The sequence below is a fragment of the Fuerstiella sp. genome (assembly GCA_022447225.1).
In the GTDB taxonomy this organism is placed as follows: Bacteria; Planctomycetota; Planctomycetia; order Planctomycetales; family Planctomycetaceae; genus S139-18.
On sequence record JAKVAZ010000014.1, the window covers coordinates 112,766 to 137,555 of the forward strand.

At 55.6% G+C, this 24,790-nt stretch carries 15 protein-coding genes; 8 read left to right on the forward strand and 7 right to left on the reverse strand.

All coding sequences use genetic code 11. The features are described 5' to 3' along the window. Window positions 1-4: 4 nt before the first annotated feature. Entirely contained in the window at window positions 5-1,864 is a 1,860-nt protein-coding gene (locus tag MK110_16290; protein MCH2212862.1) for a hypothetical protein, read from the reverse strand. A gap of 365 nt (window positions 1,865-2,229) precedes the next feature. Here MK110_16290 and MK110_16295 point away from each other — a divergent pair, with 365 nt between their 5' ends. After that, the gene (locus MK110_16295; protein MCH2212863.1) at window positions 2,230-3,711 is read left to right on the forward strand and encodes a hypothetical protein; all 1,482 of its coding nucleotides are present in this window, start codon (window positions 2,230-2,232) and stop codon (window positions 3,709-3,711) included. A 126-nt stretch (window positions 3,712-3,837) separates the two neighbouring features. Here MK110_16295 and MK110_16300 read toward each other — a convergent pair whose 3' ends face one another. From MK110_16300 to MK110_16310, 3 genes are all read right to left on the reverse strand, one after another. Further along, on the reverse strand, window positions 3,838-5,253 hold the full coding sequence (locus tag MK110_16300; protein ID MCH2212864.1) for a DUF1501 domain-containing protein: 1,416 nt from the start codon (window positions 5,251-5,253) through the stop codon (window positions 3,838-3,840). A 60-nt stretch (window positions 5,254-5,313) separates the two neighbouring features. Next, window positions 5,314-7,212 (reverse strand): DUF1549 and DUF1553 domain-containing protein, encoded by a 1,899-nt coding sequence (locus MK110_16305; GenBank protein ID MCH2212865.1) that lies wholly within the window; start codon window positions 7,210-7,212, stop codon window positions 5,314-5,316. Window positions 7,213-7,559: 347 nt separating this feature from the next. Beyond that, window positions 7,560-8,504: a sugar phosphate isomerase/epimerase gene (locus MK110_16310; GenBank protein ID MCH2212866.1), complete on the reverse strand. Its 945-nt coding sequence runs from the start codon at window positions 8,502-8,504 to the stop codon at window positions 7,560-7,562. Between the two features lie 516 nt (window positions 8,505-9,020). Here MK110_16310 and MK110_16315 point away from each other — a divergent pair. Then, the gene (locus MK110_16315) at window positions 9,021-11,855 is read left to right on the forward strand and encodes a PSD1 and planctomycete cytochrome C domain-containing protein (protein ID MCH2212867.1); all 2,835 of its coding nucleotides are present in this window, start codon (window positions 9,021-9,023) and stop codon (window positions 11,853-11,855) included. Window positions 11,856-11,876: 21 nt separating this feature from the next. On the opposite strand, the gene MK110_16320 is transcribed toward MK110_16315, so the two are convergent. The 3 genes from MK110_16320 to MK110_16330 form a co-directional block, all read right to left on the reverse strand. Then, window positions 11,877-12,854, reverse strand: coding sequence for a quinone oxidoreductase (locus MK110_16320; GenBank protein MCH2212868.1), 978 nt, complete (start codon window positions 12,852-12,854; stop codon window positions 11,877-11,879). Between the two features lie 323 nt (window positions 12,855-13,177). Further along, a complete protein-coding gene (solA, locus tag MK110_16325; GenBank protein ID MCH2212869.1) occupies window positions 13,178-14,293 on the reverse strand; it encodes an N-methyl-L-tryptophan oxidase in 1,116 nt (371 codons plus the stop codon). Between the two features lie 53 nt (window positions 14,294-14,346). After that, window positions 14,347-15,357, reverse strand: coding sequence for a M14 family metallopeptidase (locus MK110_16330; protein MCH2212870.1), 1,011 nt, complete (start codon window positions 15,355-15,357; stop codon window positions 14,347-14,349). 202 nt (window positions 15,358-15,559) lie between these two features. Here MK110_16330 and MK110_16335 point away from each other — a divergent pair, with 202 nt between their 5' ends. The 6 genes from MK110_16335 (at window position 15,560) to MK110_16360 (ending at window position 24,739) form a co-directional block, all read left to right on the forward strand. Continuing rightward, window positions 15,560-16,861 carry a PQQ-binding-like beta-propeller repeat protein gene (locus MK110_16335; GenBank protein MCH2212871.1) on the forward strand — a complete coding sequence of 434 codons (1,302 nt, stop codon included), beginning with the start codon at window positions 15,560-15,562 and terminating at the stop codon, window positions 16,859-16,861. A 429-nt stretch (window positions 16,862-17,290) separates the two neighbouring features. After that, complete coding sequence (locus tag MK110_16340; protein MCH2212872.1) at window positions 17,291-18,721, forward strand: DUF1501 domain-containing protein; 1,431 nt, start codon at window positions 17,291-17,293, stop codon at window positions 18,719-18,721. Window positions 18,722-18,906: 185 nt separating this feature from the next. Continuing rightward, a complete protein-coding gene (locus tag MK110_16345; GenBank protein ID MCH2212873.1) occupies window positions 18,907-21,285 on the forward strand; it encodes a DUF1549 and DUF1553 domain-containing protein in 2,379 nt (792 codons plus the stop codon). A 65-nt stretch (window positions 21,286-21,350) separates the two neighbouring features. Continuing rightward, a complete protein-coding gene (locus MK110_16350) occupies window positions 21,351-22,823 on the forward strand; it encodes a DUF1501 domain-containing protein (GenBank protein ID MCH2212874.1) in 1,473 nt (490 codons plus the stop codon). Between the two features lie 297 nt (window positions 22,824-23,120). After that, window positions 23,121-23,642 (forward strand): zf-HC2 domain-containing protein, encoded by a 522-nt coding sequence (locus tag MK110_16355; GenBank protein ID MCH2212875.1) that lies wholly within the window; start codon window positions 23,121-23,123, stop codon window positions 23,640-23,642. Then, window positions 23,642-24,739, forward strand: a complete 1,098-nt coding sequence (locus MK110_16360; protein MCH2212876.1) for a hypothetical protein — start codon at window positions 23,642-23,644, stop codon at window positions 24,737-24,739. Before MK110_16355 ends, MK110_16360 begins: the two co-directional genes overlap by 1 nt. Window positions 24,740-24,790 lie beyond the last annotated feature (51 nt).

Genomic DNA, 24,790 nt, shown 5'->3' on the forward strand with positions numbered 1-24,790 from the left:
CGTTTCAGGGTTCCCGAATGAACTGCGCGGCGTAGCTGCGCACGTGCTGGCCGTTGAGCACGTGCACGGTTCTCAGCCGGTCGACTGTTGCAGATCCAAACCGATTCAGCGGAACATGGATGATTTTCTTTCCGCTGCGTTTGGCCAGTCGCCGCCAGCCTGCACCGGGAGCCAGATGACTCAACAGAGCGATATGAGATTCGTTGCTGTAATGCACGGCCGCTGCGATGAGACGTTCTTCCAGTGTATCGGTGAAGTCGAACTGAGGATCGCGAAATACGTCCGGGACCGGGCGCGGCGGAAACAGAAACAGACAGCCTCCGTAACGGGCAACGGCGACACCCGGACCAATGTGCTCCTGACTGAAGTCTGTGGCGAACAGTGACAGGGTGGATTCGTCATGATGTTCCGCCTGCCACGTGATACGCCACGGATAGTCCCGTGGGTCTGCAGGAGAATCAAACAGCATGACCACGCAGTCCAGGTTTCCACGGGCCGGTGGGTACTCCCGAATATAGAGTTCCCCGGTGTGCCAGTTGCGCAGAGTCTCTCGAATGTCGAGCCCGTCTTTAATGCTGGAGGTGAATTTTTCGGTGCGGGCCAGATCGTTACCCAGCAGGGTCAGGGCGACGTCCTTAACGTGTGTTCGGAATCGTTCAATCGCAACGTCTTCGGGTGGCCAGCTGCATTGTCCGAACGGGTTCCATGACTTTTTCCACCGGATCTTTCTGCGTTTGTCCGGACGCGCTTTCAGCCGGCATGATCTCCAGTTCACCGGATGTCCCGGCAGACGACTGACGGTCGACACCACATCGCCGTCCGGCAGCCGGATCCGATCGACTCCAAACTGCACCGTTGGCGTTTCGTCGGCGGCATCGAACGCATAATCACGAGCGGTTTCGGCCAGGTGGATCGCGTACTGATCACCGGCGGTCTGCCGGGCAGCGAGTACCAGGGTATAGAGATCCGGAGTGAAACGCCGTTCCAACAGTGACAGATTGCGAATGTACTTCAGGCACACGCCAAGCAACTGTGGTGTGATCGGACGTGCCCGGCTGCCGAACTCCTGCTGATATCGGTCCCGTGACGCCAGCAACAGTGTTTTGACTCCATCGATCGACAGGTTTTCATCGTCGTCCAGAGTTCTGCGGGCATGTTCGTACAGTCCGGTGATGAACGGCAGCTCACCCAGCATGAACAGCAGAGTCTCAGGCTGAACCGAATAAATCCGGGCCGGATGTAATGGCTCATGAGGATCCGGGGGACGATCAACAACGGTCTGAAAGGCATCGCGTATCCATGGCCACTCGCGCATTCCGCAAACCAGCAGAATGGAATCGTATGATTTGGTCAGACGATGCAGTTCGTTGGCCATCCAGTGAATACGTGCTGTCTGAGACCCCTCCTGCGGAGGAGCGAGCGCGGGCAGAACGGCGGCGGCGAAACGTTCCACAGCCACTTGTTTGAGTGCGTAAGCGTCCGGCAGAGTGTCGGCTGCGGGCTGGTAGTCGTCGTCCTCAATGTCAATGAACGAACGGGGGATGTGTTCCTGAGCGGCAATTCGCAGGGCAGCGATCACGGGCTGACATGGATCAATCGGTACATAGGTGGCGGCACCATCGCTGTCAGTCCGGTCGTGATCATGCGGATCCGGCCCGGACCGCGGCTGAACCACGGCGCTGACAGCCGGCAGCTGTTCCACTCCGAATTCAACTTCCGCTTGAAACGACGGTGGCAGAGGGACGGCCAGGTGGTCGAACTGATGATTAAGCATCAGACGCCGCACCTCGATAGCAAAGTCGCCGCTGCCGTGAATCACAGGCAGGACGGTGATCTTTGATCCCAGTTGAAGGACGCTGGACACGAACATCACTCTGAACAAACCGAAACGACCGGGGCGGATCACGATGATCTCACCATCTCTGCGGGGAGGGTGCCCATTGTCGGGAGTAATCGGGCACTGACCAGTCCGGATGTCCGGGATGAAGTACGAAAGCGGAAAACAGATGCCGGACGGGCATTCTGTTTCGGTAAACTTTTTGCAGATGAATCAGATTCAGCGGCCGATGCGGGCTTTGGTCTGCACGGTTTGAGGCATCGGCTTGTTCGGGTATTCTGGAATCAGGGCCCCTGACTTCTTACTTGTTCGCAATGATTCAGGACCGACTGATCGTACTTTTCAGCTCCATTGTTTTTGACGGCTGCAGGTGTTGTGCCGCACAGGTACGTATGAAACGTAAATGTGTGAACGGCCTGCTCTGCACTGCGCGCCGCACGGTGCTCGCTCAGGATTGTCTGCGGTTTCTTACTGCCGTTGTACTCTGGATGATTGCGACCCCAAATGCCGACGCCGTCCGTCCCGGAAGCCTCAGTTCAGCCCCGGAATTCCACACTGTTGAAGTGACAGTGAGCGATGAAGATGGTCACCCTTTGTCCGGTGCCAGAGTTTCTCCTTGTCTTGTGATGTCAAAGACGGGTGTCCAGGACTGGGATGATGCCCGCTGGGGACCTGTTCCGGTTCAGGAGTCGGATGATGACGGAAAAGTGAGGATTCGTGTCCCGCAGTCCGCCGGTCCGCAGCGAATCAGCAGGATCCACTGGGCCGTAAGTCATGAAGACTACGTGGCCCTGGTCGTCAAATCGGATGCTGCTCAGCGGAATCTGGCCTGCCGGCTGAAGAAAGGACGGAGAATCGCGGTTTCCGTGATTGATGGTCTGACAGGCCGGCCGCTGCGATCCGGCCTGTTTGCAGTCCTGAGCGGTTTCGGGGCTCTGGATCACTGGAACCACATGCAAAGCGGGGTTCTTGTTTCGGATGGTGTGGCCATCAATCGTCGTATACTGCGAATCATTCATCTTCAGTCGGACAGGCCTGCTCGTTTTAGTGCCGCAATCGATCTCAGCAAATACGATGATCAGCCGCGAATTCTGGTGCGGAACGTCGAAATTCACCCCGGAACTCGTGTTGAGGGGCAACTGGATGACCAGGTGTCGCGCCCGGTTCGAGACGGGATTGTCAGTGCGTTTGTGGTAAACGGTCGCAACGAATGGCACGACATGGCCGGCATCCGTGAAGACGGAACATTTATGATTGATTCGGTACCCCGCGGCGAGATTCTGCAGCTGACAGCGTCCTGTACCGGCTGGGTTTCTTCTGACCCTACCCTGGCCGAACTTGAGACCGTGGGAATGAAAGAACAGGCCTCCCGACTGCAGCGATCACGTGTTTATCCGCAGGTAGTGCGTCTGGATCGGGATGTGGTGCAACCCACGATCCGAATGGAACCGGCCACCACATGTCGCGTGACTGTGCTTGAGACCAGCGGGGCTCCGGTTGAGGGAGCTCGAGTCCGGCTGATTCCTTATCAGGGATCATTTGAAGGCCGTTCCCATGTGTTCGGCCACGGCGAAAGCAGCAGACGACGACTGCTGTCCGGCTCCGTCAGCCTGTCGATTCAGCGACGCATTGAACTGGGGATCGAGCGAGACCGGAAGAGTCACTATATCTCCCTGACCGGTGCCGATGGTGTCACAGAAGTCAGGTCGCTTCCCGGTGGTCCTGCGGGCAGTCCGGCGATGACCAGTTTTGTCGTCACGCATCCGGATTACTTTGGGGCCAGCCGCGGAGGGTTGGGGGATCAGGGGAGCTCTCGTGCTCCCCTGTACAGCGGGCAAACAGCTCGTGTCACCGTCCGTATGAAAAAGAAATGAACGGCATATGTCGCTGACCTTAACTGGTACGGTCGCCGTGAAATCATCAGGAAAGGCAGGCCGCAGACGTCAGTTAAGCCACACCAACTCACCTGCCGGGGACATCAGCTGTTTGCCGGCATCTGATCAGAGGATCTGCTCGAGGACCCGGCCTTCAATAAGTGTCAGACGTTCCTGACGGCCTTCATGCAGGTATGTGAGTTCTTCCTGCTCCAGACCGAGTTGATGCAGAATCGTAGTGTGGATATCACGGAAGTGGCAGCGGTCTTCGACCGCATGCATACCGATGGCGTCGGTGGCTCCCAGTACCTGACCACCTTTGATGCCGCCGCCCGCCATCCACATAGTGAATCCAACATTGTGGTGATCACGACCTTTGCGCCCCTGTGCTTCCGGTGACCGGCCGAACTCACCTCCCCACAGGATCAGCGTGGTTTCCAGCAGACCGCGACGGTGCAGATCGGTAAGCAAAGCCGCAACCGGCTGATCAGTCTGGGCCGCCATCCGCAGGTGGTTTTCTTCAATGTCATTGTGGGCGTCCCACTGCAGATTGCCAGGGCCGCCACCCGAAACGACAACAGTAAAACGTACTCCCTGTTCCACCAGACGCCGTGCCAGTAAGCAGCGTCGTCCGTAGTCGTCCGTTGGTTCGACACCCACGCCGTACAACTCCAGAGTTTCCTTTGTCTCGCCGGAAAGATCGAAGACTTCGGGTGCCTGTGTCTGCATGCGAAACGCCAGATCATACGCGCGAATTCGTGCTGCTAATTCATCGTCTCCCGGGTTTGTATCAGCCTGATTGAGTTGGCGGATCAGATTCACGGTCTTGCGGCGTCGCGATGAAGTGACCCCTGGCGGTCTTTCCAGGTTGCGCACGGGTGATGCACCTGAACCAAACATCGTTGGTTGATAGGTGGCCGGCAAAAACCCGTTGGCGTACATCGGCTGACCTGCCTCGAGCGCACCATCGGGATCGGGCATCACCACGTAAGCGGGCAGCGATTCACTTTCCGATCCCAGGCCATACAGTCCCCACGATCCCATCGCCGGAAAACCGGGAAATGTCCGTCCGCTGAACAATTCATATTGTGCCGCCGAATGCACGACTTTGTCTCCGTAACAACCTCGCAGTACAGCGATGTCATCGATACAGCGTGCGGTGTAAGGGAACAGATCCGAAACCTCAATTCCGCTTTCACCGTGCTGCCGGAATCTCCTCTTCGAACCAAGTAGCCGGGCGTCTTTTCTGATCCGCTGGTACTTCGCTTCCTGAAATTCGGCCGGGCGCGTTTGTCCGTCAAGTTTGTTCAGCAGTGGCTTGGGATCAAATGTTTCAATCTGACTCGGCCCGCCGGACATGAACAAAAAAATGACCGACGTTGCCCTGGGAGCAAAATGGGACGGTTTTGCCGACAGCGGGTTGGTTCCGCCGGCCTGCACCTGCTCTGCTTCCAGCATCGTCGCCAGTGCGACAGAACCGAATCCGCAATATGAATCCCGCAGGAATTCCCGCCGACCGGAATCAAGTCTGTTCTCAGACACGTTTAACAACACACACTTCCTTCAATACGGCGCAGTAAACAGGCCGGTTTTGAGTTCCCGTCAATCGACGTATAAAAAACCGTTCAGACTGAACATTGCTAACGCAAATTCTTCGAGTGGTTCCGTTTTCAGAAATTTCGCAGCCACTGCTTCCTGTTGTTCGGTGGGAGGACATCCGGTTGTGATCAGAAATGCCAGCTGAATCCGGTCAGCGATGTTGTCACCGGCTTCGATTCGCAGTCGTTCGGCAAATGCTGCTGATAGTTCATTGGATAATTTGCCGTTGAGCATCTCCAGAGCCTGTGGCGCATGCGTACTGGCAACCCGGGTTCCGCAACTGGTCTGCAGGTCAGGCTGATCGAAGACTTCAAGAAACGGCAGACGCAGGTTACGTTTGGCGACCAGATAAATTGACCGACGATCGTGCTGACTGGAATCTTCAGTGACCTGCCACTGTGTGGGTTTGTACAGCAAATCGATCATCTCCTGTTCGACCGGAACCATGATGCCGGGGCCTCCGATCTGACGATTCAATCGATTTGAGACAGCCAGCATGGCGTCCCGAATTTCTTCTGCTTCCAGACGTCGCCGACGAAAACGCCATAACAGACGATTTTGTGCATCGATGGTTTTGGCGTGATGTTCCGCCGGATGAATTGAGGATTGCTGATAAGTACTGCTCATTAATATCAGTCGATGGATGGACTTGACGCTCCATCCTTCACTAACAAATCGTTCGGCCAGAAAGTCGAGAAGTTCCGGATGGCTGGGTTCGGCTCCGTTGAACCCGAAGTCATTTACGGTGGAGACGATGCCTCGACCAAAGTGATAATGCCAGATTCGATTGACCATCACTCGAGCAGGCAGCGGATGGGCGGGGGCAGTGATCCAGTCGGCAAGTCCTGACCGGGGACGCGACACGTCCGACGGATACACTGATTCATCGACACGGCTAACAATTCCCAGTGTTCGCATCCCTACAGGAACACCTTTTTTAAATTCGTCTCCGGCTTCCAGTAAATGAATCACAGTTTGACCGGCGAAGTCATTCTTCACGCTGAATAGTGTCGGCAGTTGCGCTGGCAACTGAGTCCGCAGTTGCTTCAGCTCTTGATTGAGCCTGTCACGATCCTGTTCATCCGCTGCTTCGATTGCTGCGTTCAGGCGCTCGAGTTCCTGTTCCACCTGTTTGGTTTTTTCCTGCCATCGATTTCGAGCGGGTTCGTCGGCCAGCGGAATGTCTGCGTCATGAGTCGCTGCCATGAATGCCTGCAGCTGATAATACTCCTTTTGACGGATCGGATCGTACATATGGTCGTGACACCGCGCGCAACCCAGTGTTAATCCCAGAAATGTTGTTCCCACAATATTTGTCATTTCAGTCAGGACTTCGTTGCGGCTGAAAGCGACTTCGGGATTGCCGGCGTTGCGCCGGATGGGGCCAAGCCGGTGAAATCCCGCGGCAATCTGCGCTGTTCGCCGGCCGGTTTCGTCTGCGGCAGAGAACTTCATTTCGTCGCCGGCCAGCTGTTCTGTGATGAACCGGTTGTAGGGTTTGTCGGCGTTGAAGGCGTCAATCACATAGTCGCGGAATCTCCAGGCATCGGCGTGATGGCGGTCGTATTCAAAGCCTTCCGTTTCTGCAAATCGGACCACATCCAGCCAGTGTTGTCCCCATCTCTCCCCGTATTCCGGACGGGTGAGTAATTCATCGACCAGGTTCTCATAAGCACCGGGGGATTCGTCGTGGACAAATTGACGTACCGCACGTGCGGTGGGGGGAAGCCCGGTGAGGTCAAAGGAGATACGACGAATCAATGTTCGCCGGTCAGCCGGAGGTGCCGGCCGCAGTCCGATCACTTTGAGCTGTCGCAGAACGAATGAATCAATCGGACTGCGAATCCAGTTCCTGTCAGATTCGTCTGAAAACATCGGAGCAACGGGTTTCGATCGTTTCACGAAGGACCAGTGGTTCCGTTCTGATACGCTGTACTCATCGGTTGAACGGTTTGCACTGTCTGTCGGGAGTGCCCCGTCTGCGGCGGCTGTACAGATGCCGACTAAACAGAGAGAGGAAAACGCGAGCAATTCGAAAACACGGGACACACGAGATCTCTCAGCAGAGGGCAGGATGTGAAAAAAATACAGATCACACAGCATTGATTTTAGCGATCCATACCGCAGGTGGCCAACGGTGTTTTAATCATCTTGGGGTTATTCAGATGACGCGGCTGACGACCGTGTCGGCTGAAACGGGTCCTGCCGGACACTTGTCCACAGATACAAACCCCGGAGTTATACATATCTTAGCTCGAGGGACGGGGACGACGGATGCCGAGATCATCCAGTAAAGGTGCGAATCGCCTGTAGCAAAGTCGGGCAGTTGCTTCCGGATCATAGCCTGGTTTGTTGTGCACCATTGCGCTGACTTCCACTCCAACAAAGCCACTGAAGTGCGCGTTCTTCAGAATGGAAAACAGTTCGACGTAGTTGGTCTGACCATCTCCTGGCAGTAGATACTCATATTTTTCGGGAGTTCCCCTGCTGTCTTTAATCTGGAGGTGATGGGCAATCGGCAGTAACTGTTTTAAGCTGTTGGCCAAAGTTAACCCTTCCAGGAACAGATGACTGTAGTCATAAACAATCTTCAGCCAGCGACTGCCAACCTGACGATGAAGCCAGACGGCCCGATCGGCATCGTGCACGGCCTGTGCCACGTGTGGCTTAAAGCAGACCACAGTCCTGGTTGACTCACCGATTTTTGCAAAATCTGAAATCTGCTTTGCAAGCCGGTGCTTTGACTGTTCCCACTCTGCAACAGTGCCTCCGGTGGTGGACTGCACGGAAGGCGGACTTGAAGGTGAAAGATCATGAGCAAGTTCGGTTGCGTGTTTCAGTTTTTGAAGATTAATACGGTGTTGCTCATCGGTTCCCAGACAACTCAGGTTTTCCAGAAGTGAAGGCACGGTCAGCCGAAGATCGGCCAATTGTTGTCGAATTTCAGACCGATGCTGTTTCGTCAGCAGGCCTGGCTGCGTTGGCCATCCCGGCATCAATGCCAGTTCGATGCCGTCGTAGCCGATTTTAGCACAGACGCCAAGCGCCCTGGCAGTGGTCAGGCTCTTCATCCCGTAAGTTCCGAATGCAAACCCGATGTTCGAAGCACCGACTTCCCCGTCGGCTCGGACTTTACGAAGCACACACGAAGCGGCGGCCGCGTTTAAAAAACAACGTCGATTGAATTGGGTCATACGGTCTGTCCTGTGGAGGAGCACAAGGTCGACTGGTCCTGGCATGTCCTGCCCGACCCCGTTGCTGTACATCCTACGACTGTACAAACCGTCGTCCAACGATTGGGTTTCGGGTTTTTCTGTGGTTCTTTGCGCCGGCATGTCCAGCCAGGTTCCCCATATTTGGTGAGCAGCTGTTTAAGAACAACTCGTTGCTTCGGACAATCACCACGTTTGGCTGAACCCGCGGTGATTCGGATTCGTGATGGCTGGAAGGTCGGTGTCCCGGTGTTATCTCGTGGTACGTCTGAGCGGGCCGTCCTGCAGCAGTGATTGTGGTGGAACCGTTTGTCGCCACTTGTGCATTCCGGCGTCGGGACAGTAATCTGCAGCAATCCGGTCAGACTAAGAAATTCGTTGCGCAACTGTCCATTACGAAATTGTGGGGGACACCCGGTCTGTCTGTGAGTGAGATGCAATCGACTGGTGGTCTGTACGAGGACGCATCGGAGTCGTGTGACACAGGGGGAATTCCAAATGAGGCGTCCGGGAATGATGAACCTGATTGCTGTGGTCCTGACCATGATGACCGGCCATCTTTTTGCCGCAGATGATTATGTGGATTTCGGCCGTGATATTCTGCCAATCCTGGCTGAACACTGCAGTGAATGTCACGGTGCAGATCTGAGAGAATCCGGACTGCGAATTGATGATCCCGACAACCTGCTGCAGGGTGGTGATCACGGTCGAGCAGCGGTCGTTCCCGGAGATCCGGACAAAAGTTTCCTGTTGCAGCTGGTTCGTGGTGACAGACCGGACCTGCGGATGCCTCCTGAAGGAGATCTGCTGTCTGCTAAGCAAATCGATGTTCTGGAGCGGTGGATTCGCGAGGGTGCAGAATTTAATCATCTGCCGGACAGTCACCAGCCTGCCGGACTTGATCACTGGTCATTTCAGCCGTTGGCCAGACCTGATGTGCCTGGTGACCATTCATCGGGCGTGAATCCCATTGACGCATTTATTCGGCGCAGGCTGGCTGAATCCGATTTGCAGCTGTCCGCTGCGGCCACTCGACGCACACTGATTCGTCGAGTCACGCTGGATCTGACAGGTCTGCCGCCTTCGCCTGCTGATGTTGAAGCTTTTGTGAAATCAGGACCGGAGGCTCGTGCCGCTTATGAACGCCTCGTTGACACTTTGCTGAAATCACCACGATACGGAGAGCGGTGGGCCCAGCACTGGCTGGACGTCGTTCGCTGGGCGGAAACCGTGGGATTTGAAACCAATTTTCCGCGATCAAATGCCTGGCCGTATCGCGACTGGGTGATTTCCTCGCTGAATGAAGACAAGCCTTACAACACATTTCTGTTTGAACAAATCGCAGGTGACACGGTTGGACAGGATGCAGCACTTGGTTTTCTGGTGGCCGGACCGGCGAACCTGCCGGGCCAGATCGGTCGGGACGAGGAAGCCATGAGACAGGCTCGTCAGGACGAACTGGACGAAGTGATTCGCACGGTCAGTCAGAGCATCTTTGGACTCACACTGGATTGTGCTCGCTGCCACAGCCACAAATTCGATCCACTGACACAGCGTGATTATTATGCGATGCAGGCCGTGTTCGCGGGACTGCATTATGGAGATCGACGATGGAGAGGAACTCAAAACGACGAATGGACAAATCGGGTTCCTGAAGTTCAGCGACAACTGGACGAGTTGCAGACCCGGCTGGAGTCGCTGCGAGTTCGGCATCAGTTGGAACATCCTCAGAAGAATGTTCACACGGATTTGTTTGAGGCCGTTGATGCGCGGTCCGTTCGAATGCGAATCCATGCGACCGGAAACGGCGGTCCGGCTTCACTTTATGAAATTGAAGTCTGGGCTGCAGTTGACCAGTCCGGTCAACGTACGAATGTTGCCCTGGCCAGCAGCGGCAGCACACCGTCTGCTTCCAGTTTTGCCCTGGCCAATCAAACCCGTCATTTCGACAACCTTGTTGATGGTTCGATTGATCAGCGTCAGGCGTTTCCGTGGGTTTCAGCGTCCGGGGGACCGGCATGGATTCAGGTCGATTTTCCTCACCCTGTTCGAATTGACAGCGTGACGTGGCATCGCGGGGCGACCCTTCCAGCTGATTACGACATCGACATTCTGCCACTGAATAGTGATGAATGGACAGTGGTTGCTGATTCCCGCAGTCGCCTGCCACGTTCCGATGACACACGTCAGGCCGAAGATATACGCCTCAGCGGACCGGACACAGAAGCTGTGAAACAGATCATCGCACTCACAGGTGCCATTCGCGATACACAACAGCAGTTCAACAGACTGTCTGCCGGACCGCAGGTCTATGCTGCGAGGTTTCTGGCCGAACCGAATCCCACCTGGCTGCTGCGTCGGGGCGACCCCATGCAGCGAGTGGACATTGTTGAACCTGCGGTACCCACGGTTTTGCAACGTGCTCTCAAGTCAGCAGGCATGGCGCGTGGTGGCGGAGGGCACATCATTCCGGTCAGTGTGTCAAAGACATCTGAACGGGACCGGCGGCTGGTCCTTGCCGCGCACGTTACACGTTCGGACCATCCGTTGACGGCCCGGGTGATCGTCAATCGAATCTGGCAGCATCACTTCGGCACCGGAATTGTCGATTCTCCGTCCGACTTTGGCAGGATGGGATCCAAGCCCACACACCCCGAACTGCTGGACTGGCTGGCATCGGATTTTGTGGAACACGGCTGGTCTGTTAAGCGGCTTCATCGGCAAATAGTGACATCGCAAACGTATCAGCAGTCCAGTCGTCCGCGGGCCGAGGCATTGCGTGTTGACGCGGGGGCGCGACTGCTGTGGAGATTTCCGCCAAGGCGTCTGGAAGCTGAGGCCATTCGTGACACGATGTTAAGTGTCAGTGGCCGGCTGAATCTGAAAATGGGCGGCCCTGGATTCGATTTCTTCAATCAGCGGGGCGGACTTTCGGATTATATCCCCAGGGAAACATTTGATGAATCCGGATGGCGTCGCATGGTTTACGCTCACAAAATCCGCATGCAGGCGATCGACATTTTTGGCACCTTCGACTGCCCGGACGCCGGGCAGATGACACCTCAGCGCACTCGGTCGATCACACCTCTGCAGTCGCTCAGTCTGATGAACAGTCCTTTTGCCAACCGGCATGCCGAGTTCTTTGCTCAACGCGTTCGGGACGAAGCCGGTCCGGAGATCTTAGCTCAGATTGACCACAGCTTTCTGATCGCACTGTCTCGGCGGCCGTCCGATGGTGAGCGCCGGCACATGATGCAGCTGGCACAGTTTCACGGACTGCAGCAGGTTTGCCGAGTATTGTTCAATACCAGTGAATTTCTGTTTCTTCGGTAAATTCTCTGCTCTCTGTCCGATTCACGGAAGCAGCACCGTTGCCCCGGTCGTCTTTCGGTTTTCCAGATCACGATGAGCCTGTGCCGCCTCCTGCAGGGCATACGTCTGATTGATTTCGATCCTGACGGCGCCGCTCTCAACAACGGAAAATAATTCATCGGCGTTGGTTGTCAGCTGTTCGCGGGTCGCGGTGTAAGTTGCCAGGGTTGGGCGGGTAAGAAACAACGAACCGTGAGATGTCAGTTCGTGGACAGCCAAAGGAGGGACCGAACCCGACGACTGTCCGAACGTGACCATCAAACCGAGCGGCCGCAGGCAGGCGAGGGAGTTGTCAAACGTATCGCGTCCAACCGAATCGTAGACGACCGGTACCCCCTCACCATTTGTCAGTTCGCGGACTCGATCGACAAAGTTTTCTTCACCGTACAGGATCGGGTGATCGCAGCCGTGTGAACTGGCCAGGTCTGCTTTTTCCGGTGTGCTGACTGTTCCGATTACTGTGGCGCCCAGGTGTTTTGCCCATTGACAGACCAGCAGTCCGACTCCGCCCGCCGCGGCGTGTATCAGGATTGTGTCACCTGACTTGACCGGATAGCAGCGTCGGATCAGATAATGTGTGGTGAGTCCCTTGAGCATCAACGCTGCGCCCTGCCGGTCATCGACGCCGTTTGGCAGTTTGACGAGGCGTGCAGCGGGCATGATCCGCTCTTCGGCGTAGCTGCCGATTGGTCCACCGGCATAGGCGACGCGGTCGCCAATCTGCAGGTCGTGCACATCTTCTCCGGTTTCTTCAACAATACCTGCCCCTTCCACGCCGATTGCCGTTGGCAGCGAATCGACGGGATACAGTCCGGTACGGTGGTACGTATCGATGAAGTTGAGTCCCACCGCCGTTTGTCGCAAACGGATCTCACCGGCAGCCGGACTGGCGACTTCGACGTCTTCCCAGCGTAAGACTTCAGGGCCGCCTGTTTCGTGGATTCGGATTGCTTTGCTCATTGGTTATCTGGTCGATGTTTGAGGATATGCAGTGCTGAGTGGCTGAACGTGCCAGGTCTGGCCGGCATTTTGAGGCCCTGTGCTGCCTGTCTGAATTCCGGGTGTGTGACCGGTCGGCTTCATTCGATCGGAAACAATTGTTGACCGTCCTGCACGAAAGAGCAACACAGACCGTCGGCGGCGGGGCCGCTCCGGTCCGACTGTATCTGACGTGCTGATGAGGTCACGGAGTTGCCAGACGCCCGTGCGCCTGGCTGCCGGATGTGTGACCACGTTGCTGTTGTCGGACATCGTGTTCACAGTGACTGAACAGAATTAATCCGTTATCCGAATCGATTCAGTGCGAACCGTGCAATTGGCCAGGGAGTGGATCCTTCGACCACGAGTTGCGCCAGGATCAGGCCGATCAGTGTTGAAAATTTGAAACCATGTCCCGAGAAGCCGCCACCCACCAGGATGTTCGGGTGCTGTGGATGCGGACCAATCAGAAAATCCTGATCCGGAGTTTCGGTATACATGCATGTTGAAGCTTCGTGGAACTGAAATGAATATTTCGGCATCAGTGCCTTCAGCCAGTTATTCAGTGATTCGTGTGTGGCCCGTTCAAAGGTGCGGTCGATGCGATCAGGATGTGTCGTGTCGCCACGTGTATCATCGGCGACTTTGATGCCCGGACCGTGCATCGGGAAACCGTAGAATCGCGTGTCGTAGTCGGCGTAGACCGGCAGACCCGTTGGCCCTGGTGACTGTGGACTGTTCGCACGGAAATAAAATTTCTGCTGGCGTGTGACAGTCAGAGGAAGACGAAGCTCGCTCAAAACATCTGCGGTCCACGGACCTGCGGTCACCACAAGGCGATCAGCCCTGAAGTCACCGGCTGATGTGCGTACGATGCCGGGCCGGTCACCGGTAAATTCTACGTTCTCCACATGAACCTGTTGATGGACGGCCGCACCGAGTCTGCGGGCTTCAGCAAGATGTGTCCTCACGCAACGTGATGCATCAAGGAACCCGGCGCGGGGGGTGAAGCAGGCCATGCTCTGTTTCGGCAACTGCAGATCGGGAAACTGCGACGAAACGTCTTCCGGTGTGAGCTGTTCGAATTCGGCACGACTGCGTCGAATGGCCCGCAGGTTCTGTTCGAACAACGTGCAGTCGGGGCCGCCATACCCCAGAAACCCGCACAGATGAAGCAGTGATTCACCTGACACCGTCTGCAATTCCTGCCACAGAGGCAATGCGGCTTCTGCCAGTTCGGTGTACAGCGGATCGTGGTAGAACACGCGGAATGCGCGGGAATGTCCGTGCGAACTGCCGAATCCATGACCGGTCTCGAATTGCTCGAGACCGACAACATTCTGTTGCAGGCGGGCCAGGTGGTACAGAGTGGCGCTTCCCATGGCCCCAAGCCCAAGTACCAGGCAGTCCACGTCGTTCATGCTGATCGTCTCACAGTTTATGGAAGTCTGTTTAGCAGCAGGTTGACGAAACGTCATCCTGCGGGGAGTTCCAGCACGAAGACAAGAAAGTCACCTGCGAACACTCTGGGGAGTGTTCGCAGAAACAGGACCCGTCCGGCGCGTTGGCTCCGAATTTCTGCAAGAACGGTCCCGTTCGGATGGCGGATCTCACCAAGAGTCTGTCCCTGTTCCACAGAATCCCAGACGCCCACAGCCGGGACAAATAATCCGGACGCCGGACTTGGATGGTCGATCTGCAGATGCCCCGAACCTTCGCTGTTTGTTTCGAAGCAGTGTTCCGGTGGAGTCCTCGGAAAATCACCAGGCATCATTTCGAGAAACGACAACAGATTTCGCAGGCCCTGTTGAGCCAGCATTCGGTCGTCCGGTCGGCAACGACCTTCACCTGACATTTCGACATAAATCGCCGGTACGCCGCATTCTCTTGCCGCAGACAGCGATCTCCCCGGCAACGCGGCAGTTCCCCAGACCAGTTCGAATCCCCAGGCGATGGCAGCCGCGCGTTGCAGTTCATTCAATTCTGAATTCAGAACCTGGTAGCCGGCAAATCGTCTGATCCGATAAGCGTTTCCGCCGGCATGCAGGTCCGCATAAAAATCGGCCTGACCGACGATGTGATTCGCAAAAGCGCTGGCGATGCGTTCACTGATCGTTCCCGTCGGACTGCCTGGAAAGATCCTTGCCAAATTCTGATGATCCCAGCCTCCCTCACGTGTGGCGGCTGTATACGCCGGTGTGTTGAGAATAGGGATGCCGATAAACGTTCCGCGGAGTGATTCGGGGTTCAGCTCATCAAACACGTCCTGAATCGCGACCGGACCTTCGTATTCATCGCCGTGGACACCTCCGGTTGTCAGTAAGGTTTTCCCGGGATGACGGCCCCGGACGATCACCGTGGAAAACACAAGCGGCTGGCCGTCCGGCAGGCTGTCGACGATGAGTTCCAGTTTTAGTTTGGTTCCGGGGCTGACGTTCTCAATACGAAATTCTGCAGCGGAAATCTGTTGCGGTATTGAAATCATGACTTCTATCGTCCTGCCAAACACTGTTGAAGTCAATCAGCGGATCCTTCACATCCGTTACCTGCAGGCCGACTGCCCGGGCATGACCCCCGGGAATACTGAGTCGCGACTGTCGTTCCGGTTGCGGCATTCATCATGCCGTCGGTAAAATGAACGCTGACTTTGCAGATAATTGAACACTTCGGCACAGGATCACACCTTTATGGCCCTGCAAAACAAACTGTTTGTTCCGGTGACCGTTTGCTGCATGCTGCTGCAAATCAATGTTGTTGCAGCGGCCGACTGGTCCGGATGGCTTGGCGAACATCGCAACGGTTCCACCACGGAGGAATCCGGCTGGCCGAACGCGTGGCCACCTCAAAAAATCTGGCAGCAGGATACCGGTCAGGGGACAAGTTCACCGATCATTGCAGGTCGACGTGTCTACGTCATGGGTTGGGCAAACGGAAACGATCGTGTGCAGTGTTATGATGCCCGCGATGGTCGACTCGTCTGGTCCGAATCGTACGAATCACCCGAACATGCGAGAGACTTCAGGGGGAGTAAGAGTCACTACAGCGGTCCCAGTTCCACACCAAACCTGGATCGGTCTACCGGCCTGCTGTATACGCTTGGTTCCGATGGAGATCTGCATTGTCGAGACTCGCGGAAAAATGGTGTATTGCTGTGGGAACGAAACCTGTACGACGATTTCAACCCGCCAACCCGTCCCGGAACGTACAGTTGCGGTTTCGTGACATCCCCGCTGATTCACCGCGATCTGCTGATCGTGGAAATCGGTGGTGAACGGGGGACTGTGGTTGCATTCGACAAGCGTACAGGGAGAAAGGTCTGGAGCTCGGAATGTCAGGATTGTCAGGGCCAAACCAGTGGTCCGTCAGCTGTGTTTAAGGTTTCAGGCAAGCCCTGTCTTGCTACATTCACGGAAGAACATCTGGTCGTCATGCGGCTTGACGGTGATCAGGCGGGACGGACCATTGGGCAGTACGACTGGAAAACCGAACACAGCTGCAATATTGCGACACCCATTGTGCTTGACGATCGGGTCTTCATCACGTCTGCCTACGATCAGAATCGTTGTGCGCTGCTGAAGGTGAAACTTGACGGGCTGACCGAAGAATTTAGCTCACGGCTTATTGGCAGCCGGGTGTCCAGTCCTGCGTTGTGGCAGGGTCGTATCTATGCGATCGATACGACTTTGAAGTGTCTTGACCTGGAAGCGCCGGACAGGACTTTATGGAAGGGCGGACGATTCGGATTTGGCTCTGTCATTGCCACCGGTGACGGAAAACTGGTCGCGTTTGGACTTGGACGGCTGCAGCTGTTTGATGCAGCATCGGACACCCATGATCGGCTTTATCGGTCGAAGCTGCTTGATGGCATCGGACAGGCGAAAGACGATTCGTATCCGCATCTCGCCCTGGGCAACGGGATACTCGTCGTGAAGGACAAGCAGGGGCATATGCAGGTGTTTTCCGTGGCGACGGGAGATCGCGGCAGCTAGGGGACACACGTCTGCACCGGTTCAGAATTCTGAACGACTGAAACAATCGGACCGGAATTTACTGCGGACCGGAATTTACTGCGGACCGGCCTCGATTCGCACGTTGCTTTGTGCACGACGCACAAAAATTGCGGATTATCGGTTCCTGGGAATTCAGTTGCTGGCTGATCCGCCGGGAAATATTGGCAATTTGTCGGTATTTTCTCATAATAGTGTCTCGCGTTTGTCCCATGGTTTGTGTTTGCCGGATCGCCGTGAATCAGATTAAATACGGTGTTTGATCCTCGGAGATCGAGACGAAGACACTCGTAAGGCTTCCACACACGGTGTCGAATGTTGTGTGCGGTGCGTCGATCGTCGATCAAGTTCACGTTACGGACAGGTGGCCCTGTCCGGACCGTTCCTGGAACTCAGTCGCAGGTACCTGTCATGTCAGTGCCCAACAACCCACACGCTCATCATTGTTCCGGTCCGGTATCCCGTCGCAATTTTCTGGAATACGGCGCCGTGGCAGGATCTGGTGCCGGTCTGGCCGATTTGTTGCGTGCCCGTGATGCTGCAGCTTCCGGCAACCAAAGTCCGCAGGATACTGCGGTGATTTTCGTGTGGCTGGCAGGCGGTCCTCCGCACATGGAAACGTACGATATGAAGCCGGATGCCCCGAGCGATTACCGGGGTGTGTTTTCTCCGATTGAGACAAATGTTCCCGGGATGGATGTCTGCGAACTGTTGCCAATGCACACGCAGGTTGCGGACCGCTACAACATCATTCGCTCCATTCGCCATGATTTTGCAGACCATGGTGGCGGGCACAAGCGATTTATGACAGGGCGCGATCCGGAAACACCAACTGGGTTTGTTAATGACAAACCCTGCGTGGGATCGATGGCTTCGCTAGCGCTTAAAGGACACCGTGATACACGAGGGCTGCCAAATTATATTGTGCTGGGAAGCAGTCGTGTAGACAGTATAGATACGTTCAGCTTTGGTTCGGCATATCTGGGTGCGCACACACACCCGTTCCGGATTTCAGCGGATCCCAGTCGTGACGACTTTGCAGTGCAGAACGTGGGTGTCGACAAGTCGATGTCCGATCGTCTGGAAGATCGCGTGGCGCTGCTGAACGGATTTGACGGCATGCGTCGCGAACTGGACAACGTGGCGATGAGACAGAGTATGGACGTATTCAATCAGCGCGCCGTAGATATGCTGACCTCCCCTGACGTCCGCAGTGCGTTTGATATTACTCAGGAAGCTCCGGAAGTCCGTGAGCGATTTGGTCGGCATGGATGGGGGCAGCGTGCCATCCTGGCGAGACGCCTGGTCGAACGCGGTGTGCCGTGGGTCACCGTTGTTATGGAGAATCCGTATCAGTCCGGTGTTTTGATGCCCAAATACGGGGTCTACAACTGGGATTCTCACGCGGTGAATTGTCACCTGTTCAAAGATGCTGAAATTCGATTTCCCATCTACGACCGCACGGTCACAGCCATGATCGAAGATCTGTACGACCGCGGACTCGACCGGAAAGTGTTGCTGGTGGTTACCGGTGAATTCGGTCGCACGCCGCGGATCACGGTCCGTCCAGGAACTCAGACCAAAGTCAATCAGCCTGGACGTGATCACTGGCCCGCTGCGATGAGTGTTTTGGTTTCCGGTGGGGGCATGAGGACAGGGCAAATCATTGGGTCCACCAACAGTCTGGGTGAGGAACCGGTTCAACGCGCCATGACCCCCAACGATCTGTGGGCCACCGTTTTTCGACATCTCGGTGTGGATTATACCAGCACATTCCCCGACTACAGTGGTCGACCGATGCACATCCTGCCCTACGGCGAGCCAATTGCTGAACTCATTTAACTCCAGCTTCCTGCCGATACCGGCGTGAAATGTTGAGCGGTTAAGTGTGTGTGAATCGGATAACCTGTCTGTACGGGTAAACCGTATCGATCGGGGGATGGACCGGCGGCGGACGATGCGCTGAGACGGGACTTGTTTTTGATTGTGAAAATTGCGCCAGATGACTGGTGTGTCGGGTAGCAGCGATGAACAACAGTATTGGGAGACATGTCACAGCCGCGTTGATTCTTGCGGGTCTCTCTGCCGCAACAATTGCACGACTGTCCGCCGAAACACCCGATACGGCACCCGAAATTCGCTACTCGGAAGACGTGACTGCTGCGGACCGGCAATTCTGGTCGTTTCAACGCTTGGCGCCGATCCGGGTTCCGCAGACTGCAAAAGCGGATCGCATCAGAACTCCGGTTGACAATTTTGTCCTGCGACGACTTGAAAACGTGGATCTGAGCTTTTCACCGGATGCTGATCCCCACACCTTGTTGCGCAGGGTTTATCTGGATCTGACCGGACTTCTTCCCTCTCCTGCAGAAGTCGACGCTCTGCTGGCGAATGCGGAGGCAGAGGGGATGGATGTCGCTTTTGACCGGCTGATCGATCGTCTGCTGAGTTCGTCGCAGTTCGGGGAGCGCTGGGGACGGCACTGGCTGGATGTAGCGGGGTTTGTCGATGTTCTTGGTTCCGATGAGAATGCCACGGCAATCCGGATGTCTCCGGGGAAATGGAAGTACCGCGATTATGTGATCCGGGCGTTCAATGAGGACAAACCGTACGACCGCTTTTTGACTGAGCAGCTGGCCGGAGACGAACTGGTCGACTGGCGTGCCAGTGACGTTTTTACACCTGAAATCAAAGAGTTGCTGGTGGCAACCGGTTTTCTGCGGCTGGCGATCGATGATACCAATCAGGCAGTGCTCGATATTCCGTCCAATCGTCACGCCACAATTTACGACACCCTGCAAATGCTGGGCACCAGTCTGTTGGGGATCACGCTGCAGTGTGCTCAGTGTCACAGTCACAAATTCGATCCGATTCCTCAAAGAGATTATTACCAGTTGATGTCGCTGCTGACCCCGGCCTACAACCCTGATCACTGGGTCCCGCTGCCGGAACGGGATCTGGCTGACATTTCTCCTCAGCGCAGGTCCCGATGGCAGCAGGAAAACCAGGTGCTTGACCGCCAGATTTCAGCTCTGGAAGAGGACAAAACAGCGATTGTTAGTCCCGTTGAGCTCCAGATTCTGGACCGCAAACTCATTCAGGTTCCTGAGGGAATGCGGGAGAACGTCAAACAGGCTCTGCTGACGCCTGTCGCGCAGCGTAATCAAACCCAGCGCAAACTGGCCAAGAGTTTCGAGGCGAATGTCCGGCCGACAGATGAGGAAGTACAGGCGGAATTCACTGCGGAAGACAGAGCCACGGTATCGGACCTTACTGATCGTATCACTCAGCTTCAGGGCCGGCGACGTACCTGGGGAGTGATTCAGGCAATGTATGATACCGGGCCGCCGCAGACGCGTCACATCTACGAAGGTGGCAGCTATGAGGAAAAGGGTGACGAAGTGTCGCCTGGTTTTTTGACAGTCCTGTCACAGTCCGGGCAGGTGCTGTCGGGCGAAAAATCATCACGAGTCCAGGGGGAAACCAGTGGTCGGCGTCTGGCTCTGGCGGAATGGGTGACGAGGCCGGATTCTGCCGCGGGGGCAATGGCCGCCCGAGTAATGGTCAATCGAATCTGGCAGCACCTGTTCGGTCGGGGAATCGTGGATACACCGGGTAATTTGGGCATGGGCGGATCACCACCCACTCATCCTGAACTGATCGATTGGCTGGCGTTTGAGTTCATCCGCAGTGGTTGGCGGATCAAGCCCGTGATTCGAATGCTGATGTCATCAACCGTTTACCGCCAGGCTTCGTTTCGACCGTCGTCTTTTGAGACGTCTGAAATTGTGGCCACCAAAATTGATCCGGAGAACAAACTGCTGTGGCGAATGCGGCTGAGGCGACTGGAATCGGAAATCATTCGTGACACGATATTGTGTGCCAGTGGTAAGCTGGATCTCTCGATGGGCGGGCCACCGCTGCCTCAAAAGGTGTTAGCGGGTGAAAAATTTGTTGTGGCTACCGAAGATCTGCCGGCGGATTCGAGTCCATTCCGCCGAAGTGTTTATCTGCTCTGTCGACGAAACTACAGCCTCACCTTTTTTTCTGTTTTTGACCATCCCATGATGGCTACCAACTGCCACCAGCGAAACCACTCCGCCGGCGTACTGCAGTCCCTGACTATGTTGAACGATGATTTTGTTATGGAACAGGCCGATGCTGTTGCCAGGCGGATTGGCTTAGCCGGTGTGCGTGATGTCAGTGAGGTGATTGACCTTGCGTACCGACTGATTTTAGTCCGTCAGCCGACTCAACAGGAATTCGAATGGAGCGAAGAGTTCCTTCATGAGCACCTGGAAGGCTACCGAACGTCCGAAGTCGCAGTGGAAGACCCGAATCGCCAGGCTTTGTCCGGTTTGTGTCACGTGCTGCTCAATTCGAGTCAGTTTCTATACATCGAATGACAGCAGGTTTTTTTTCGGAACAGGTTTGCCAGTGTCGATCAGTCCGGAATGGCACGGGAGTTCGCATGAATTCATTTTCCCCCTCTTTGTTGACTCGTCGTCGGATTCTCAGCCAAACCGGTATGGGATTTGGGATGTTGGCTTTGCCGCTCCTGGATGACAGCAACGCCGGTGCGGCTCATTCAGCTAACCGGCAATCAGATGCCTCACTGCATGACCGCGAACCCTTTGACCTGCGACGAAAACGGCCCCATTTCCCGCCACGGGCAACGTCCTTTATTCAGCTTGTTCAGACCGGTGGCCCCAGTCAGATGGATCTGTTTGATCCTAAACCGGAACTCAACCGTCGCGACGGACAGGTGTTTGAAATCGATATCCATGACTTTCAGATGCAAAGTCAGGCCAACAAGCTGCTTGGGACTCCGTTTCGGTTTAGGCGTCATGGTGAGTGCGGAATGGAGCTTTCCGAGCTGATTCCGCACTACAGTAAAGTCGCGGACGACATTTGTCTGGTCCGTTCCATGGTCAGCGTCCACAACAATCACACTGAGGCAATTGTCAATCTGGGAACCGGTAAGATGTTTATCGGCCATCCGTCACTCGGTTCGTGGTTCAGCTACGCCCTGGGAACGGAGAATCAGGACCTTCCGGCCTATGTGGTCCTGCGCGATCCGATTGGGTATGCCACCAGCGGTATGTTGATGGTTCGAAGCGGCTGGCTGCCGTCCGTCTATTCCAGCACGGAGTTCCATTCGAGCGGAATGCCGGTTCACAATCTTCAGCCGTCTGTCCCGCTGCCGGAAGGTATGCAGCGTCAGCGATTAGCACTGCTTGAACGCCTGAACGAGGCACATCAGCAGAAGTATCCGCGAGAATCAGATCTTGATGCACGTATTCGAAACTATGAACTGGCAGCCCGGATGCAGCTGAGTGCGACGAATGTGGTGGACATTTCCCGTGAGTCCCAGGCGACGCAGCGCCTGTATGGTCTGGATCAGCCTCATACGGCCGGTTACGGCACCCGCTGCTTGATGGCTCGGCGACTGGTGGAAGCCGGTGTGCGTTTTGTGCAGGTCTTCATCGGACGGGGGCAGCCCTGGGATCATCACAACAAACTGAATTCCGGCCTGCAAACGATGAGCGCCGGTGATGCCCCTTCAGCGGCACTCATACAGGATCTCAGGGACCGTGGGCTGCTGGACAGTACGATTGTCTTTTGGGCCGGAGAATTCGGTCGAATGCCGGTGGCTCAGGGGGACGGAGGTAACGGACGTGACGGACGTGATCACAACAAAAATGCCGGCAGTTGCTGGATTGCCGGTGGGGGATTTCGGTCAGGTCACGTCTACGGGAGTACTGACGATGTGGGGTACGCTGCCGACGAGAACCCGGTGACTGTCCCGGACTTGTTCGCCACGTTCGCACACCAAATGGGGCTTGATCACACCCGGGTCAGCTATTTGCATCTGGGGCGTGAGGAAAATATGACCGATTCAGATGTTACCGGAGCATACGTTCATGACGGGCTCATCGCTTAATCTGATGTTGATGTCGCAGGCTGACTTTGGTGACTGAATCCAGGCTGGAACTTTGGGTGGCGAGTTGATGAGTCCCGTAGTGCACAGGAAGTACACTCTCCGCAGCAGAAACCACGGCTGTGGGACTGCGAATCGCGGGATGCACGATGATGCTGTTGATTCGTTTGATAAGTCGTTTTCACGGAATTTCCTGACCGCACGGAATTCAGTGCGCAGAGTGGTTGGTTCATCTGTCACTGAGGTACACTGTTTGATGTTCAACACCTGAATGTCCTGTCCATTTGCAGAATCATTTTCGTGACCGATGCACCCCGCAAACCGAATGTCATCGAACAGCTGGTCGCCTATCTTGACGGTGAACTGGACGGTGAACAGTCTGCAGGAATTGAAAAACATCTCAGCGAAGATCCAAAACTGCGGCAGCTGGCTGAAGAACTGGACCGCACCTGGGGAATGCTCGACGCCCTGGAATCTGTCGAAGCCAGTCAGGAATTTTCAGCTCAGACGATGAAAACGGTAGCCGCAGCCGACATGGATTCGCAGCAGCGATTCTCTGCACTGGTCAGCAGGTTCGCCGGATCATGGTTCAACAGCCACGCTTTGACCTGGTTTGGAATTGGAGTGATCGGAACATCGTGCGGACTGGCAATCAGCCTGCTCAGCGGAGCATCTCCGGAGTCGACTCAGGCTGCCGAACTGTTGCGGGATATCGATGTTCTGCAGCGGTATCCTGAATACTCGATCGTGCCCGACGTTGAACTCCTTCGGGAATTGAAATTTCCGAGTGTCGGGCCATCATTGTCACAGGAGCAACAATGATGTCTTCGAGAACGTCGAATGTTTTTGTCGCCGGTCTGTCAGCGACGGCAGGCGTCGCAATCACACTCGTGGTGGCGTCACAGCTTGTGCAAAGCGATGCCGGACTGTCTGCTGCACAACGTCGATTTGCGAATCTGGAATACTCAGAGGCGCATCGAATTCAGGCGACGTTTGAACGTCTGCAAAACCGACCTGAAGAACGACAGCAGATTATGGCAGTTCACCATGCAGTTACCGACGATGAGGATCTCGACCGTCGGCTGAAACTGCTGTACCTGTGGTGGGAAACCCGTGACGACGCGCAGCGTCAGGAGTTGCGAACGTTGTCTCCGAATGAATGGCTGAAGGAAACGCAGCACCAGCTCTCAGACACGTCTCCCCCGGACAGCTTTCTTGTTCGAGTCGCGGGGCCGCGCGGCTCCATTCGGGTGTCTCGAAAGCAGGTTGATCAGTTTCTTCAGCACGCTTTGCCTGTGGAGGGGATTCCGAACGACGATCAGAAGTTGCTGGATTCGGTGGATGTCGGGGATCGTTCGCTGGCGAAGGTATTAATTATTGCCAAGGGGCTGGTTCGCCGGACGTCAGGAAATCCCAGGCTGAGCCCGAATGAAGATGCCTTGGTTCGGACATACAATGCGGTCACGGCAGACCTCTTTGATGATCGTCTTCCTCCGCGCCCGGCCGACTTACGCCGACAGGCTCTGATCTGCGTTTCTGTACTCAGGTCTGTGGCCGACTATCTTTCTGTCGATTTTTATCGTCGGAATTCTGTTGGACCCGAAGCCATTGAGAAGGAATTTGCCGATCTGGACACTCCCGATCGAATCAGACACATGATGATGGCTCCCGAAGTTGCCACATATTCGATTCAGGTTCGTCTGAAATCTCAGGATCGAAATACTCCAGTCGGTCAGCTGGCTGCCCGACTGGCCGCGTTTGACCGAATTGGTAACCAGCTGCGGGATAAGTACCGACGAGGTGCTGTCAGGGAAGGTGGTCGTCCGCGCCCGGTCAGGCCGCGCGACGGCGATGCACGGCAGATCAGAAATCGCGGCCCAGGCAACGATCGTATCATCAAACGTCGCGGCGGGCAGTAGCCGGGAGTTCTTTTGTTCAGTCATTCAACTACGCTTTTCCACCCGATGACT

Coding starts and splice junctions, on each gene's coding strand:
- MK110_16295 (MCH2212863.1), top strand. CDS start 2,230: ATGAAACGTAAATGTGTGAACGGCCTGCTCTGCACTGCGCGCCGCACG.
- MK110_16310 (MCH2212866.1), bottom strand. CDS start 8,504: ATGACCCAATTCAATCGACGTTGTTTTTTAAACGCGGCCGCCGCTTCG.
- MK110_16315 (MCH2212867.1), top strand. CDS start 9,021: ATGAGGCGTCCGGGAATGATGAACCTGATTGCTGTGGTCCTGACCATG.
- MK110_16320 (MCH2212868.1), bottom strand. CDS start 12,854: ATGAGCAAAGCAATCCGAATCCACGAAACAGGCGGCCCTGAAGTCTTA.
- solA (MCH2212869.1), bottom strand. CDS start 14,293: ATGAACGACGTGGACTGCCTGGTACTTGGGCTTGGGGCCATGGGAAGC.
- MK110_16330 (MCH2212870.1), bottom strand. CDS start 15,357: ATGATTTCAATACCGCAACAGATTTCCGCTGCAGAATTTCGTATTGAG.
- MK110_16335 (MCH2212871.1), top strand. CDS start 15,560: ATGGCCCTGCAAAACAAACTGTTTGTTCCGGTGACCGTTTGCTGCATG.
- MK110_16340 (MCH2212872.1), top strand. CDS start 17,291: ATGTCAGTGCCCAACAACCCACACGCTCATCATTGTTCCGGTCCGGTA.
- MK110_16345 (MCH2212873.1), top strand. CDS start 18,907: ATGAACAACAGTATTGGGAGACATGTCACAGCCGCGTTGATTCTTGCG.
- MK110_16350 (MCH2212874.1), top strand. CDS start 21,351: ATGAATTCATTTTCCCCCTCTTTGTTGACTCGTCGTCGGATTCTCAGC.
- MK110_16360 (MCH2212876.1), top strand. CDS start 23,642: ATGTCTTCGAGAACGTCGAATGTTTTTGTCGCCGGTCTGTCAGCGACG.